We start from the raw sequence: 14389 nt of genomic DNA, 5'->3' as shown, positions 1-14389 counted from the left end.
ACATGGACTGCAACAGTTGCTGCAACACGCTTGTTCGGCGGGCGCATGCCGCACACCGATGCGAGCAAGTCACGACCTGGGAAAACGGCGCTGAGCGGCCGTTGCGCCACGATCGCGGGCTCCCTTATGTGAGGGGTGCTGGGCCGCATCTCGGCTGTTCCACGTGGCGTATAGCCCCGATTTTGCGTGCGGTTCTCCCCTGGTCGGTGGACATTGCCCGCAACATCGGATACCACCTAGGCGCACAACATGCTATGCAACATGGGGCGTCACATAGTGGCGCCGCAGGGGTGCGGCGCGGTGGCGAGGCGGTAAGGCCTGCGATGTATGGGTGGCGCGGATGTCAGGAGTAGTGGTACGGCGCGTGTGCTCGGCGGTGCGGTCAGGCGATAATTCGTGGCGTAGGTGTACAGCGGGGATGTGAGCACGGTTGGTGTGGCGGGCATGTGCAGCGTGTCGGTGTGGATAGCCGGTACGGCGGCTGCGTCTGTGTTATCGTGATCGCCAGTGATGTGTGCTATCGCGCAGAGCGTGTGACACCGCATTAATAGGTGACAAGGCGCGCACAGCCGGTGCACAACAGCAGAGAACGATGTCGCATGGCGACGTGGTACGGCTGGTAGGTGTGGTCGGTGCGATACGCCACCACACGCGGTGGATGGAAGGGGCTTCCTATGCAGGGGACGGTGGTGCAGCGAGGTGCGGGGTTGGAGCGTATCGGGCTGACGGGGCCAGCTCTGGACACGTTCTGCGTGGATGTGGGTGCCAGCCTGGATTACGTGCTTGACCTGTTCGATCGGCTCATCATCACGATCGCGGCGTGGAAGGGCGGGGTCGGCAAGACCGAGTTGGCCAAGGAGCTGGCATGGCTACTCGACGGCGTGCTGGTGGACTTGGACTGGGATGCCGGCGGCGCCACCCGGGCGTGGGGGTATCGCCACGAGACCCGCACGAATGCGCCGCTGTTGGACGCCTTGGAGCGGGGACGGTGCCCTCGTCCGCTGTCGGGCCGTGGGATGCGTGCCGACCTGATCCCGTCGCACCCTGACTTCGCGGTCAACCAGCCTTCTGGGCCCGATATGGCGGCCGCGCTGGAGAAGTGGTCGGCCGAGCTGAAACGCCCGCTGATCATCGACACGCATCCGGGCGGTGTCCCCTCCACGGTGGGTGCGGCCAGCGCCGCTCACGTGGTGGTGGTGCCGGTGAACCTGGAAACGCGTGCTCTGGCGGCGACCGAGCAGATGACTAGCGAGTTGCAGGGTGGGTATCCGCTGCTGTTGGTGCCCAACCGGGTTGAGGCCGCTCCCGAACCTGAGGTGCGCCGCCTGGAGAAAATCAGCACCACCTACGGCATCGAGGTGGGTCCGCCGGTGCGCAACCATCCATTCCTGAAACGTCGCAAGCTTTCAGGGGCGGTGTGTGCACCGGGCAAATCCGGGCAGGTTCCGGCTTCCTCCGCGAGGTTCGTCGCGGAGGTTAAAGACGTGGGCCGCACCGTGTTGACTCATGCGGTCCGGAACGCGATCGCCCAGCACCAGCAGGATGAGGAGGCGTTGTTGTGAGCGAGACTGCTGTCAACAGCGGTGGATTGAGCAAGCTTCGGGAGGGCAGGCAACGCAGGGCCGGGCAGGTCCCGCCTCCGAGGCATCCCGCGGCGGCCCCTGCCACCCCACAGGACCCGGTGAGCGCCGAGACGACCGCCCCTGCTGCGGCCAGCCCTGTGATGAGCCGCGCAGCTGCGGGTGCTGAACGGGCCGCCGTCCGTGACATCGCAACCCCACCTGACCGTGCAGACACCGAAGTGGCGGCGGGGGAGGGTGCGGCGCAGACCGTCGGACGCCGACCGCTGCCGGATCTGACCATCGACTGGTCCGATCCGGTGATGCATGTGGTGCGCGCGACTCGCCTCAGTGTGGCCGGTTCGGTGTTTGATGCGTTCAAGGCGGCCGCCGAGCAGCCGGGCCAGCCTCCGCAGACGTCGCTGATCATGGCGGCGGTGAGCAGCCATCTGGCGCGGTTGCCTGAGTTGGTGTTGGCGCGGCGCCCAGATGAGCACACCGACTTCTCGTCGTTTTATCGGCGGCCGACGGTTGCGAGCAGGAACAGGACCGACCCGCAGGTGGCGCTGTATATCCGCCCGAACGGTGGGGAGGACCAGGCGCTCAACCGCATTGTCAGTTGGGTCAACGCGATCATCACTGACGGACATCCCGGCCGGCGGGAGGCGTCCCGCTCGGAGATCGTCGCGGCGGCGCTGGCCGCCGAGTATGTCCCGAAGCGCTGAACCGTTGGGGCGAACGAGCGCACAAGTGGCCAAGTCGACGACCCTGCCTGGGGGAACGCTAACTGGGACAGTTTGGCACAACGTCTTCGATCGTCAGCGGAGCGTTCGTATTCGGATCGCGTCCGGTATCGATGGAGACCTCCATCAGGCTGATGAACCCTCCCTCATTCGGGGTTTTCCCCTCAAAGTGGATCCATACCCATTTCAACCGCTCATGTGGCCAGTTCTGGCTGGGTTCGGGTGATTCCCGGATACATATGACCCTGATCGGTGTCCCGGTCGGCAACTGCCAGATGGGTGGGTCTGAAGGACCAGCGCCACTCCTTTGAGGCACCTGCGCGTATACGCGGATGTCGAGCGGTGAGAACGTCGTTCCGGGCAGACCGGGTTCACCTGCGGCGGTCTGTGCTACCGAGGCCGATGTGGAACGACCCGTCAACTCGCCGCCGACTCCACACCCCACCAAGCAACAAAACACTGCCAGACCAGTTACGACGGTTCCCGGACGCATGTTCAGGACTTCCACCCCTCCGCTAACTCACCGCTTGCGAAGATAACCTTAGTTAACAGGTGAGCACCGGTAGGCGCCGCCGGGCAAGCCCTCCCAGCGCCGGGGTACCGCTCCGACACTCGGGGCCGACAAGAGCCACTTCAACCTAAGTCGTCACGCCGGCGCCGATTCGGGGACAACGACGGCGCCGAGCAGTTCCCACAGCAGGGTCAGCGCACGGCGCTCGATGATGATCGTGTCGTCGTCTTCGGTGTCGGGCGATGCGTCGTCGCCGGGTACCGGGGGAGGGCCGGTGGCCAGGACTGACTGCAGGTAGGCCGCGTGCACGGCGAGGGCGCGGTCGCGGCTGGGGCCGCGCAGGTAGGCCTCGTCGGCGGTCTGCGCGAGCAGCAGGTGATCTTGTACGTCATGGCCGTTGTCGAGCCACTGCTGCCAGGCGTTGCGTTCTCTGCGGTAGCGCTCGATGCGGTCTTGGCGGGTGTCGTGGAGTCGGTGCTGGGTGGCGATGGCGTCGAGGGTGGTGTGACCTGGTCCGACGGTGCCGCGGCCGGTGACGGCGATCAGGCCGGTGATTTGCAGGTCGAGGATCATGGCGTCGCCGGTGCTGCGGGTGACCGCGGCCGCGGCGTAGATGTCGGTGCGTCCGGTGAGGCCGTGGTGGACCACGAGGTCGTGGATGCGTTGCAGCCGCCAACCCAGAATCTGCCAGGCGTCGTGTACGGGTTCGATGCGGATTCGCTCGGCCGCGCCGATGTCGACTGTGTCGGCTCCTTGGTTGGTCAGGGCGTAGGCGTCGGCGTCGCGACCGACGGCGCGGCGGGTCAGAATCAGGGGGGCACCCACCCGGTCGCGCGTGTCGCGCAGCACTTTCCACACCGCGTCGGCGGTCATCAGCCCTGCCGCCAGCGACAGGCTGCGTCCCCCCACGGCCACCACCCAGACGCCGTTGACTTGCTGGCCTGATTTCATTGCCAGGTAGGCCAGGGCCTGCAGCACCACCTTGACCGTCCATCGTTGTCGTCGACCTTGGTATTCGGTGTCTGCCCACCGGAAGGCGTAGGCCAGCCACCTCCGCAGTTCCACGGGTCCGCTGGGTCCGCGTGTGGCTGGATTGGACCCTTTTTCTGTTGCCCCCCCCGGTGAGTTCTTCTGTAGCTTGTGCTGACGGTGTCGGTGGATGAGCACCATTTCGTAGTAGTGGTGCATTGCTTTGCTGAAGTCCCTGCTCAGGGCTTTGTCGGCGCGGTTGGCGTAGCGGTTGAACGCGGCGCCGAGACCGTGGTGCCAGGGGCCGGCTGGGGCGATGAGTGCGCGCAGATCGCTGAGGGTGTAGCCGCGGATCACGGCGTGGTAGATCACCGACATCCGGGCTTCGGAGTGGGTTGGCCAGGTGCGTCCGGCCGATCCGGTGGGGTCGCCGTGGGTGGCGTAGTGCAGCACTGGTGCCGGGATGGGGGCGCGGTTGCTGTGGGCGGGCGCTAGGCGCAGGTCCTCGCCGTCGCCGGTGGTGAACTGTGTCAGGGCCGGGCAGCTGTCGGGGGCTGTGGTGTTGTTGTCGGTGGGTCCCGGGGCCGGGGTGGATGGCCGTTTGAGGATGCCGAGGTGGGCGTAGAGGGTGGGGAGGAAGTCTGGGGTGGAGCCGTCGGCGATGGTGTTGAGGGCATCGCTGAGGCTGCCGAGGAGCTGGCGGTGGCCGCCCTGCTTGTCGAGGGTGCCGGGCAGGCTCAGGCATCCGGTGGCAATGTTGCCGTTGGGTGAGGTGTCCAGGGTCGGCAGATGTGCGGCCAGGACCGCTACCAGGTGTGTGATCTCGGTGTGGGTGGCGCTGGTGGCCGGCGCCAGCGGGCAGATGATGTGCATGCCGCCGTTGGTGGAGCGGTCGATGATCAGGCGGCCGCCGGCGGCTGTGAGCCAGTGGCGGGCGATGTCGACGTCACGCTGCACCGCGGCGGGCCCGCCGCGTGTGGAGTCGAAGTCCAACGCAAGGATGCGGGTGGTCGCGGCGTGTTCGGTGTAGAGGTAGACCGCTGCGGGTCGGCCCGGCAGTTTGCGGGTCAGCTGGCGGCTGGTGCTGAACTTGCCGGTCTTCGGGTTGTACAGGCGCATCGTGGTGCGCCCGGGGGCGCTCAGCAGCGGTGCCAGTGCAGCCCACACCTGGTCGGGAGTGGGTGAAGGTGGCACGTGGTGTGCCACGGCTACACCGCCCACCTGGGGGTCGGTGTGTACGGCACCCCAATCGTCGGGGTGCGCGAAAGGTCACGGTTTCTGCACAGACTCCGCGCCAATTCTGGAAAGAACCGCGGGTATGCGCTACCGTGAGACGAGTCGGTCAAGACAAGTCCCTTCGGGGAAACGGGTGCGGACCCGGATTTGAAGCGGCTAACTTCGAATCGAAACCCGAACGAGGCCCCCTAGCGGGGCCTTTGTTCATGTCGGGGTGGAAATCCGCACGCCAGCTATGTATTTGTCATATCTGCCCCCGAAGTTGTCATCCAAAGACGAAGGGGGCGCTGGGTGTCAGATCGCCAACGGCAGCTCCTCACCGCGCCCCGGCGCACCGGTGGGCAGGCCCGCGAGGTGGTTCAACTCCTCGAGGTCGAACCCGTATAGGTCGGTCATCAGATCGGGCATGCCGACGTGCTCGCACAGCACATCGCCGAGGTAGCGGCCCATGGAGATGCCCAGCGTCGCGGCACGGGTTCTGACCACGTTGTAGACCTCACGCGGGGCGATGGCCTTGACGAAGCTGGGGGCCCGCAGCGCTTCGACGTAGGAAGCGCGTCCCAGATCCGGGGCCGCCGGGGGCAGCATGCCCAGATCCAGGCCGTGCAGTTCGCGGACGAGATGGTCGAGGCCGACGTGCGTCGACACCACGTCTCCGGCGTACTGCGCCACCGCAATGTTCAGCAGTGCGGCGCGTTCCCGGACCAGGGCGCAAACGGTCGGGTGTGGTCGGGCCATGATCTGGGCCCGATCACCCTTGTAGGTGCTGCGATGGCGACGGTGCATCTCCATAACAGGTGACCCTTTCACCTCGGAACCGATTTACCCTGTAAGTGGGTCCGGCGTGTCTTGCGCATTCCCCTTGCGCGCAATGAGACGTACAGTACACAATGGAGCAGTTCGTGAACATGTTAGGCACATTCGGCGGGCACGAGAGAGGCACACACTGTTATGAGCGCTGATCAGATCAGTCTGGACCCCGAGGCCGCGGCCGCCCTGGCCGACCGCTGGGACACCTACGCCGACGAGTTGGCGCAATACCTGGCGTCGACACAGCCCGACATCGAGCAGTTGAACAACCAGTTGGGGCCGATCTATTCGGCGTTCATCCAGGCCAAGGCCCTGGAAACGACCGAACGCGGTCTGAGCTATGAGCGCGTCATCGCCTGGGCGCGGGCGCACGCACAGAAATTGCGCAATCATCGGACGGGATTCGAGGTCGCTGACGACGACACCGCCCGCGCCATCGACGCCGCGGTGCAGATCTGACCTCACGGGCGTGAGGGGCCGTCGGGCTGGGGTTGAACCGGGAAGGGGGTTGGCGTGGTTAATATTTCGTTCGAGCCACCGGCCCTGGTCGCCCATGGTCGCGAGTTGCAGGACGGCGCGGCCGGGCATGCACCCTCCTGCTCGCTGTGCCAGCCGGCAGCCCCCGACCAGGTGTCGACCGCTGTGGCCGGGTCGTTCACCGCATGGGCCACGGGGCTGGAACTGCTCATCGCGCATTCGATGGCCCAGCGCGCGGCCGGCGGAATGGCCGTGACCACCACCGGGGTGGCACTGGACCAGAGCGACGTCGATGCCGCCTCGGTGATCTCGAGCTATGGACAGGCCCAGCCGTCCTCGTCGGTGCCTGTCTTGCCCACCGTGCCTGGCCAGATGCCGTCGTTGCCTGGCGCCCCGGCAGTGCCGGCCGCGCCCGCACCGATGGCGGCTGAAACCTGGTCGGCGTTTATCCACGGCGGGCCGGGATCGGAGCCGCTGCGCACGCTGGCGAGTCAGTTCCGCACGCTGGCAACGGAGTTGGACACGCAGTCCGGTGACACCAAGCGGGCGGCCCAAGGGGTCGACGCGAACTGGAACGCAGGCAACCAGCCCGCAGGCCGCAACATCTCCGAGCACGCCTCGTGGTTGGCCGAGGCCGCGAACTATGCCCGAACTTTGGCCTCCTCCGCGGAGTCGGCGGCCAGCACCGTCGACAACGCCCGCACCGCCACCCCGACACCGGAGACGTTCAAGGCATTGCGCGACGAGTACCGCACCGCGCTGCAGAAGTTCAACGCCAGCGCCGGCGTGATCAATGAACCGTTGGTGGTGGCCCAGACCAACATCTCCACCGCGCAGGCTGAGGCCGTGACGGCACAGACCACCTATGCGGCGGCCGCCAACATCGACACGGTGACCGTGCCGCCGCCACCGTCGGTGCCCCCGCCGATCGTGGGGGGCACACCCGGCACCGCCAATCCTGAGCACAACGAGTCGACCACCGAGGCTGACAAAAAGAAGGACAAGCCCGAGCCCACCACCGAGGAGGTCGAGGACGGACCCGGGTCTGGCAATCCGGGCACCGAGGGTGATCCGCAAACCAACCACGCGCCCGATCCGACAGCACAGCAGACGGGCGACATCGCGGCCGCCGAGCAAGGGGATCTTCCCAGTGAGCCGACGGCCGCTGATCCTGCGCTGACTCCGGCTACCGATGCGACCGCCAACACTGCGGGCACTGTCCTGGGCTCGATTCTGGGTGCGGTGAGCCAATCGGCGGGCGGCGGTTCGCCGATGATGCCCGGTGGGGGAGCTTCTCCGCTGTCGGCGCTGTCGGGGATGCCCAGTCTGGGTGGCCTGCCCAGCACCGGAGGTGAGGGCTTGCCGTCCCCGGAGGACACGGGCTTCGACGACGTGAGCCCAAGCGAGCTGGGCACCACCCCGGCCAGCAGTGGCGGCGGCAGCGGCAGCGGGGGCGGTGGCGGTTTACCTGCTGGTGGCCCGTCGAGTTCGGTGTCGGCGGCCGCACCCGGTGCTGCGATCGCTCCAGCGGCCGGTACTGCGCCGGCGGCGTCGACCCCCGCAGGCGCCGCGACCGGTAGGCCGATGATGGGTGGCATGTATCCGCCGATGATGGGCGGCATGGGGGGCAACAACACCCCGGAGAGGGACCAAGACCTACACCCCGATAAGCGGGTCGTGCATCGCGACCAAGCCAACACCGAGCCGGTGTTCGGGGAGTTGGAACAAGTGAGGAAGCGTCCTGGCCGGCGTAAGTCGTCCACGACTCAGGAGGAGACCCATGGCGACACCACCGAATAACCCTGCCGCCGAGGCGGCGCTGGCACCCCTGAACACGATGCTGGATGCGATCTACGCCTGGGATGAGGAGACCGACGCATTCCTATCGAGCACCAGCGACGACGAGGACATCATCGTCGTCCACGACTCGCGGGGACGGCTTCTTGACCTCGACGTTCGCGAGGGCCTCCAGCAGGAGTTGACGATCGGCGAACTCAACGACCGCATCAGCGACGCATTGGCGCAGAACGCCCGCAATGCCGCCGAAGGCCTCGATGCCATCTCACAAAAGCTGTTCGACGAGTGCGCCAAGATCGCTTCACCCGAACTGCTCCAGCATCCGGTGGCTAACCAGCTAGCCCAAGCAGTGCACAGCCCGAACACCCAACGGAGGCTATAGAAATGCCCGCCGTCACATCATCGGGACAGTCAGCCGACAACATCGAGATCGAACCGCTTCCGCTCATCGCCGATGGCGCCAACACCGCGGCCGAGGCAGCCACCGTTGCCGCCGCAGGGGCGGGCGGGGCGGTCGGGGCCGCTGCCGCGACGGCGGCCGGGGTGAAACCAGATGCCGTGAGTGCTGCGATCACAGCGACTATGAGCCCGTGGGCTGCCGAACTGGCCGCATGCGAAGCTCTCGCCACCGCTGTGGCGAGCGAGACAGCCTCGGCGGACAGCACCTGCTCTGCCACGTTGGAAGCCGCGGATGGTGAAGCCGCCGCCACCATAAACGGTGCCGTGCCTGGGCCAGAGGCACAGACCCCGGATACCGGCAGCGTTCAGCTCGCTAGCTACTCGTCCGGCGGTCTACCCGAGGGGCCGTGGGGCGTCGGCGGGGACCATGACTGGGAACTCGACGAGTGGGGGACACCTCAGCCGGTCTGGCCCGACCCCAGTGACGGCGGCGGCGCTGGCCCCGGGCCGAACGTCTCTGGCGGCATCGCACCAATCTGACAAGAGGAACGGAAGTAGGAGCTCAGGACGTAATTCGCGGGGTCGTGGCCTGGTGATGAGCGGTAGGCTCTAACCATCCACCCGATACGCAGGGAGACAACATGAGCCACCCCATCACAACCGGGCCTGGCACAGGACCCGCACCCGGGGCTGGCTACCAACCAGCACCCGAAGGTTCGGGGTATCAACCTGCCCCCGAGGGATGGGGCTATTACCCGGCTGCCCCGCAAGGAGCTGCTGCGCCTGGAGCGCCCGGATACCAACCCACACCCGTTCCGGGAAACTTCGGTGCACCCGTCTCGCCACGCAAGCGCTCTGGGCGAGGTGGCCTCATCTCCCTTGTCGCGGCCACAGCCCTGGTCGCTGCGGGAATGGGAGCCGTGGTCGGGACCATTGTCACCAGATCATCAACCGACAGTGCGTCTCAAACAGGTCAACCCACAAATGCTGCAAGCACACCGGCCACCGGAGACACACACGCCCAGAACGTGGGGCTGTGCACACGCTACGCAATCGTCAACGGCGCAATGCCAACGAAGGACAAGAAGGCAAGCGACATCCTTCCTGGAGTAACAGCACTGGAGACCGCCCTACAGGAGTTTCCCGGAGCGAGTCCCGATATTCGAGAAGCAGTGGCCGGCATGGTGTCCGCGTACTACGCACGCATGGCGGCCTACGGACCAATTCGCCAACGCGGGCTGGCTGAACCACCCACGCACAGTGCGGAGGCCGAGCAAGCCGCGAGTGATCGAGTGTGGCAGATCTGCGGCCTCGACCAAGGCTGAGTTCTGTTTTGCATCCGTGTGAATGAGGGGAGAGCGCAGCTATGCCGGCTACTGGATCGCTAGGTGGAGCGGGCGATATTCAGCGGCCACCAGGCATTGGTGCTCAGATGGCAATCGGTGAGTTCTGGCCGAGCATCAGTGAGAACGACATTCAAGGTGTCGCCGATGAACATCGCGACGCCGAAACCCGGTTCTCCGCCTACGGCGACACCCTGAAACGCAAAATGTCCACGAGCCCCGATCTTCTCCAGGGCCAGGCGGGCACCGCGCGGGTCGAACGGCTCACCGAAATGCGCAACCACGCCTACGACGTAGCCGATCATCTTGGTTCGAAGGCAGTTACCGCGGAGTCCTACAAGAGCACCGTCGTCGGGCTAAAACTGGACCTCACACGGATCGGCGATGCCGCTCAACAAGCCTGGGAGACAGCACAAAATACCAAGACACCATTCTCGGGAGCCACCTTCAAAGCCGAGGCCGCCACCGCCTTCAGCACCGCCTTGGGAGACATCGCCGCCGCCCCTCCACCACTTCCCATGCCTGGAAAGGAAGAAGCGCCTGGCGCTGGAACAGAATCGGAGCCCGCCAGTAACGAGGCAGAAAAGGATGCGCAGCGCGAAGGCTCCTCGGAAGAAGTTCCCGACGACGCCACGTCTGAGCCTGTGGGTAACGCTGAGGACGGCACCACGAGTCCTGATCGAGTGAATGATCAGGGCACCCCCGAAAACGTCGCCAACGGGGCGGGCGACCTGGGTACGGATACTGCGGATGCCCTGAACGGTCAGCGCCCAGTCGAGGCTGTTGAGCCCGGTATCACGCCCGTGACCAGTCCTGTCACGCAGCCGACTATGCCGACAATGAGCAGCCCCCAGGTGGGGAATGTGGGTAGCGGCGTAGGCAGCGGCATGGGTGGTTTGCGTCCGCCGCAGATGCCGTCGGGTTTGAGTTCGTTGGGTGGGAGTCCGTTGAAGGATGCGGCGACGGCTCCTGCCTCGTCGATGTCGGATGCGTTGAGCAGTAATCCGTTGTCGAGCGCGGCGGGTAGTTTCCAGTCGGGTTTGGCGTCGGGGATGGGGGCGTCGGGTGCGGTGCCCGCGACTCCGTCGCCGGCGTTGGAAAAGTTTGCGGCGCAGCATCCTTCGGTGACTACGGTCGCTGCTCCTGGGCAGCAGGCTCCGGTGGTTCCCGCTCAGGGGGCGGCTGCGGCGGCTGCACCGAGTGCTCCGGCTCCTGTTGGCGGTGGTGGCGGGGCGGTACCGCCGGTCGCAAGTGGTGGTGGTGGTGGTTTGGCGCCGTATGTGCCGCCTGGTGGTGGTGGTGGTCCTTTGCCGCCGCCTGGTGCAGGGACGGTGCCGGCGTCGGCTCAGCCTGCGGCTCCTGTCGGCCCGTCCTCGCATCAGGGCGGTGGCGGTGCGGGGGCTCCGCTGGTGGCCGGCAGCGGGGGTGCCGGTACTGGTGCGGCACTGACGGATTCGGAGCCGAGCGCGGATCTACTGTTGGCGCGGCGGGTTCTGGATGGATTGGTTCGCGGGACAGAGGTCCGGGAGGACCTGCTCAATGGCGGGTTCGTGCAGTGGGCGGTGTCGGTGGTGCAGTTGCCTTCGGGTCCGTCGGTGTCGATTGCATCCAGCGTAGGCGGGGGCGCCTATGTGCCTCCTGGGGTCTTTATTCCGAACTCAGCGCACCTGGCGGTGTTTGATGAGCTGCTCCCTTTGAATTGGGCCACTCGGTTCATGGGCGTTGAGCAGCCGACGTCGTTGCTCGCGGCTCATGCCGAGGAGTTGTCTGAGCATGTTGCGGGGGCTCGACGGTCGGCGTTGGTGACCACGGAGTTGGGTGTTGCTCGGCCGGTGGGGTGGCCTGATTTCGAGTCGATCCGCGCGGTCGAGATCCTGCACAGTCCTGGTGAGGCTCCGAGTGTGGGCGGGGGATACGTTCACCGGTTGATGACGGTGGATCGTCCGGCTTGGGCGAAGGTGCAGACCATCTTGCAACAGGGTCTGGGGCTGCAGGCCGCTGGGGCGATCACTGAGGCGGTGCTGGCCGCGGCTGCGCAGACGCCGAGTCCGTTGGCCGGGATGGACGGCCAGGAGTCACGGCTGATCGAGCAATACGACGTGGATCATGTGTTGGAGCCGTTGCGCAGCCGTACCGCCGTGGACTGGGATGCTCACTACCGCAACGTGATTGAGCGGCATAATTCTGCGGTGCTGCATCCGAGCATGGCCGGAGCGGTGCTCGACGCTGACGATTCCGAGGTGTCGCGGGCTTCGCAGCAGGTGTATGTGCACTTCTACAGGGCGGGCCTGGTGATCGAGCTGCTGAGGTGTTGGCGTGTTCAGCCGCCGTCTCTGCCTGATCTGGTCTACTGCGCCAAGATCGGCGGGTTTGGCCATGTCGTCGATGCGGTGCTGGCGCCGCGGCCGAAGACCGCGGGGACGCCCAGCTGACCGACCACCCCCCAACAGAATTGTGCCTGATGTGTTCACCCGTTGCATGAATATGTGTAATATGTCCAGCAGTATGCGGGTCAGGTGACGTGGGTGTGTGGCCGGAAGGGGAACCGTGACGGAGCAGGAGGCTGCTGAGTCGGCCGGTGATCTTGGCGAGCAGGTTGCGGCGACGGCTATCTCCGCGAAGCGCACGGTGTTTGTGCAGGTCAATGGCCTGGGTTTTGTGTGTGGGGTGGTGTTGAAGCCCGACGCTCGGAACTGGGATTCGGTGACGTTGAACAATCGTGTCCGCAAGGTCGCCGCCGTCGCTCATGACCGGTATTTGGCCAATCTTGGCATTGATGGGACGTGTCCGACGCTTGACGCGGTGGCTGCCGACGAGCGTGCATTGAACTTCTAGTTACTAGGGAGAGTTGCATGTCGTGGGACATTGTTAGCAAAGCTGCCGAGACGGTGATCACCAACGCGATCATTGGGATCACCAAGCTGGTGCCGCTGCTGCCGTTGTCGCCTGGCCCCGACACTGAGGGTGACGGGCCAGAGAACGGGGGCGGGGGCGACGCCCCGACTGCGCCTGAGGTGCCCGGTCAGCCGTCGCCGACGCCTCCTCCTCCGGCGCCTCCGGTGCCGCCGGAGGGGGCTGAGGGGCCTGCTGCTGAGGCGGCCAAAGAGGAGGCTCGACGTGTGGGCGAGATGCTGGAGCAGCTCGTGGAGCTCGACAGTGCGGGGATCAGCGCTGAGGAGGTGGCGGCTGCGGGTGAGGTCGGCCGCCAGGAGTTGGAGAACATCCGCGCCGATGTGATGGCCAAGATCGAGCAGATGAAGGCTGACGGGGCGCTGTACACCGTTGAGGGTCAGAAGGCGTTGATGGATTTCGTCAAGACCCGTTTGGAGGAGGCTCGAACGGTCATCGAGAAGGCCGCGGCCGACTCCGAGGACAAGGCGGCGGTGTCGCAGGACAACGCCACCCGGTACAGCGACGTGGGCACTGCACCCGACAGTGCAGACGGCGGCGGCGCCAATGGAGCTGCTGTGGAAGCTGATTCGGCGCAGGAGGAGGCTCAGACCGCCCCGGCTGGGATGTTGGGTCAGCCGGGTTTGGGCATGGGCATGCCGATGGGTGGCGGGATGCCGATGGGGGGCATTCCTGGGTTCGGCGGTGGTGGCGGCGGATTGCCGGGCTTCGGCGGCGGCGGGGGGCTACCCACTGGGTTTATGGACCCGCTGGCCTCGACGCTGGCAGGGTTCAGCGATCAGCAGCCTGCTGAGGAAGCTGGCCCGGACTTCACCGACGACGAGGCGAGCCCTGCCGAGGAAGCTGGCCCGGACTTCGCCGAGGACGAGGCCACGACCGAGTCGGCATCCGAGAGCGAGAGCGACAGTGATTCCGAGGAGGAGTCGGCGCAGACTCAGGCCGCTGGCGCGGACCAGGAGGGGCAGCAGGCCGAGACGGTGGAACCGGCGACGAAGTCGACTGATGTGCAGTTGCCCGACAACTCGGTGACTGAGGCGCGGACGCCGCAGGGCGCGGAGGCCGTGCGCTCGGCGCTGGGGGGCACTCCGGTGGCCGAGGCGTGGCAGCAGGCTGCGGGTGTGACGCTGCCGCCGGCGGGCACTCCGGTGACCGATCCGGTGCCCCCGACGCAGCTCAAGGCGGGGGATGTGGGCATGTGGAAGGACCATTTGGTGATGGCGTTGGGCGACGGCAAGGTGCTGGTGTCCGGGCAGGTGCAGCCGCTGGAGAGTGTGAGTTCGGGCCCGGACTTTTTGGGCTGGTTCGATCCGACTGCGGCAAAGGCGGGCTCACCGGCCCCGGCACCGGCCGCTGACTGATTGACGAGAGACATGACCATGATGACCCCGCCGAAGACGCACTGAGATGTGTGGGAACGGGTGCGCGGTAGGAGTGTCGGTAGACGGGTTTGTGCGTGCTGCTGGTGGGGTGATGGGTCAGGCGCGGGATGGTTTCGGTACCGGGGTTGGGGTGTTGTTGCCGGTGGCGCCGTTGGGTCCGGCGCCGCCGCCGTCGATCACTCCCGGTGAGGGTCAGGCTGCTGATGGTCAGCAGGATTCGGCCGTCGAGCACCACAACTCGACGGCTGCGCTGGAT

Annotated in this window: 12 protein-coding genes; 10 read left to right on the top strand and 2 right to left on the bottom strand. The window is 66.2% G+C overall.

Annotated elements, in window-relative coordinates:
- Positions 1 to 674 precede the first annotated feature (674 nt).
- Entirely contained in the window at positions 675 to 1562 is an 888-nt protein-coding gene (locus RMCN_RS25590; protein ID WP_067395273.1) for a ParA family protein, read from the top strand.
- Positions 1559 to 2284, top strand: coding sequence for a hypothetical protein (locus tag RMCN_RS25585; RefSeq protein ID WP_067395270.1), 726 nt, complete (start codon positions 1559 to 1561; stop codon positions 2282 to 2284). Before RMCN_RS25590 ends, RMCN_RS25585 begins: the two co-directional genes overlap by 4 nt.
- A gap of 664 nt (positions 2285 to 2948) precedes the next feature.
- On the opposite strand, the gene RMCN_RS25580 is transcribed toward RMCN_RS25585, so the two are convergent.
- Together RMCN_RS25580 and RMCN_RS25575 are read right to left on the bottom strand one after the other, a co-directional pair.
- Positions 2949 to 4988, bottom strand: coding sequence for a hypothetical protein (locus tag RMCN_RS25580; protein ID WP_084377752.1), 2040 nt, complete (start codon positions 4986 to 4988; stop codon positions 2949 to 2951).
- A gap of 324 nt (positions 4989 to 5312) precedes the next feature.
- Positions 5313 to 5810 (bottom strand): hypothetical protein, encoded by a 498-nt coding sequence (locus tag RMCN_RS25575; RefSeq protein ID WP_067395263.1) that lies wholly within the window; start codon positions 5808 to 5810, stop codon positions 5313 to 5315.
- Between the two features lie 159 nt (positions 5811 to 5969).
- Here RMCN_RS25575 and RMCN_RS25570 point away from each other — a divergent pair, with 159 nt between their 5' ends.
- From RMCN_RS25570 to RMCN_RS25530, 8 genes are all read left to right on the top strand, one after another.
- The gene (locus tag RMCN_RS25570; RefSeq protein ID WP_006246240.1) at positions 5970 to 6287 is read left to right on the top strand and encodes a type VII secretion target; all 318 of its coding nucleotides are present in this window, start codon (positions 5970 to 5972) and stop codon (positions 6285 to 6287) included.
- Between the two features lie 54 nt (positions 6288 to 6341).
- Entirely contained in the window at positions 6342 to 8105 is a 1764-nt protein-coding gene (locus tag RMCN_RS25565; protein ID WP_067395260.1) for a PPE domain-containing protein, read from the top strand.
- Positions 8086 to 8484, top strand: a complete 399-nt coding sequence (locus RMCN_RS25560; RefSeq protein ID WP_067395257.1) for a hypothetical protein — start codon at positions 8086 to 8088, stop codon at positions 8482 to 8484. Before RMCN_RS25565 ends, RMCN_RS25560 begins: the two co-directional genes overlap by 20 nt.
- A 2-nt stretch (positions 8485 to 8486) precedes the next feature.
- The gene (locus tag RMCN_RS31265; protein ID WP_067395254.1) at positions 8487 to 9041 is read left to right on the top strand and encodes a hypothetical protein; all 555 of its coding nucleotides are present in this window, start codon (positions 8487 to 8489) and stop codon (positions 9039 to 9041) included.
- Between the two features lie 527 nt (positions 9042 to 9568).
- Entirely contained in the window at positions 9569 to 9826 is a 258-nt protein-coding gene (locus tag RMCN_RS31630; RefSeq protein ID WP_234787784.1) for a hypothetical protein, read from the top strand.
- A gap of 107 nt (positions 9827 to 9933) precedes the next feature.
- A complete protein-coding gene (locus RMCN_RS30895; protein WP_131808605.1) occupies positions 9934 to 12276 on the top strand; it encodes a hypothetical protein in 2343 nt (780 codons plus the stop codon).
- A gap of 115 nt (positions 12277 to 12391) precedes the next feature.
- On the top strand, positions 12392 to 12679 hold the full coding sequence (locus RMCN_RS25535) for a hypothetical protein (protein WP_005148687.1): 288 nt from the start codon (positions 12392 to 12394) through the stop codon (positions 12677 to 12679).
- Positions 12680 to 12696: 17 nt separating this feature from the next.
- A complete protein-coding gene (locus RMCN_RS25530) occupies positions 12697 to 14112 on the top strand; it encodes a DUF4226 domain-containing protein (protein ID WP_067395249.1) in 1416 nt (471 codons plus the stop codon).
- Positions 14113 to 14389: the final 277 nt, after the last annotated feature.

Origin of the sequence: Mycolicibacterium novocastrense (genome assembly GCF_001570485.1) — a bacterium.
Lineage (GTDB): Bacteria > Actinomycetota > Actinomycetes > Mycobacteriales > Mycobacteriaceae > Mycobacterium > Mycobacterium novocastrense.
Note: the sequence above shows the minus strand (reverse complement) of the source record. Positions and strands in the feature narration are given on the sequence as shown.

What these genes read in the sequence shown, in the direction of transcription:
- RMCN_RS25590 (WP_067395273.1), top strand. Translation starts at nt 675, where the DNA reads ATGCAGGGGACGGTGGTGCAGCGAGGTGCGGGGTTGGAGCGTATCGGG.
- RMCN_RS25575 (WP_067395263.1), bottom strand. Translation starts at nt 5,810, where the DNA reads ATGGAGATGCACCGTCGCCATCGCAGCACCTACAAGGGTGATCGGGCC.
- RMCN_RS25570 (WP_006246240.1), top strand. Translation starts at nt 5,970, where the DNA reads ATGAGCGCTGATCAGATCAGTCTGGACCCCGAGGCCGCGGCCGCCCTG.
- RMCN_RS25560 (WP_067395257.1), top strand. Translation starts at nt 8,086, where the DNA reads ATGGCGACACCACCGAATAACCCTGCCGCCGAGGCGGCGCTGGCACCC.
- RMCN_RS31265 (WP_067395254.1), top strand. Translation starts at nt 8,487, where the DNA reads ATGCCCGCCGTCACATCATCGGGACAGTCAGCCGACAACATCGAGATC.
- RMCN_RS31630 (WP_234787784.1), top strand. Translation starts at nt 9,569, where the DNA reads ATGCCAACGAAGGACAAGAAGGCAAGCGACATCCTTCCTGGAGTAACA.
- RMCN_RS30895 (WP_131808605.1), top strand. Translation starts at nt 9,934, where the DNA reads ATGGCAATCGGTGAGTTCTGGCCGAGCATCAGTGAGAACGACATTCAA.
- RMCN_RS25530 (WP_067395249.1), top strand. Translation starts at nt 12,697, where the DNA reads ATGTCGTGGGACATTGTTAGCAAAGCTGCCGAGACGGTGATCACCAAC.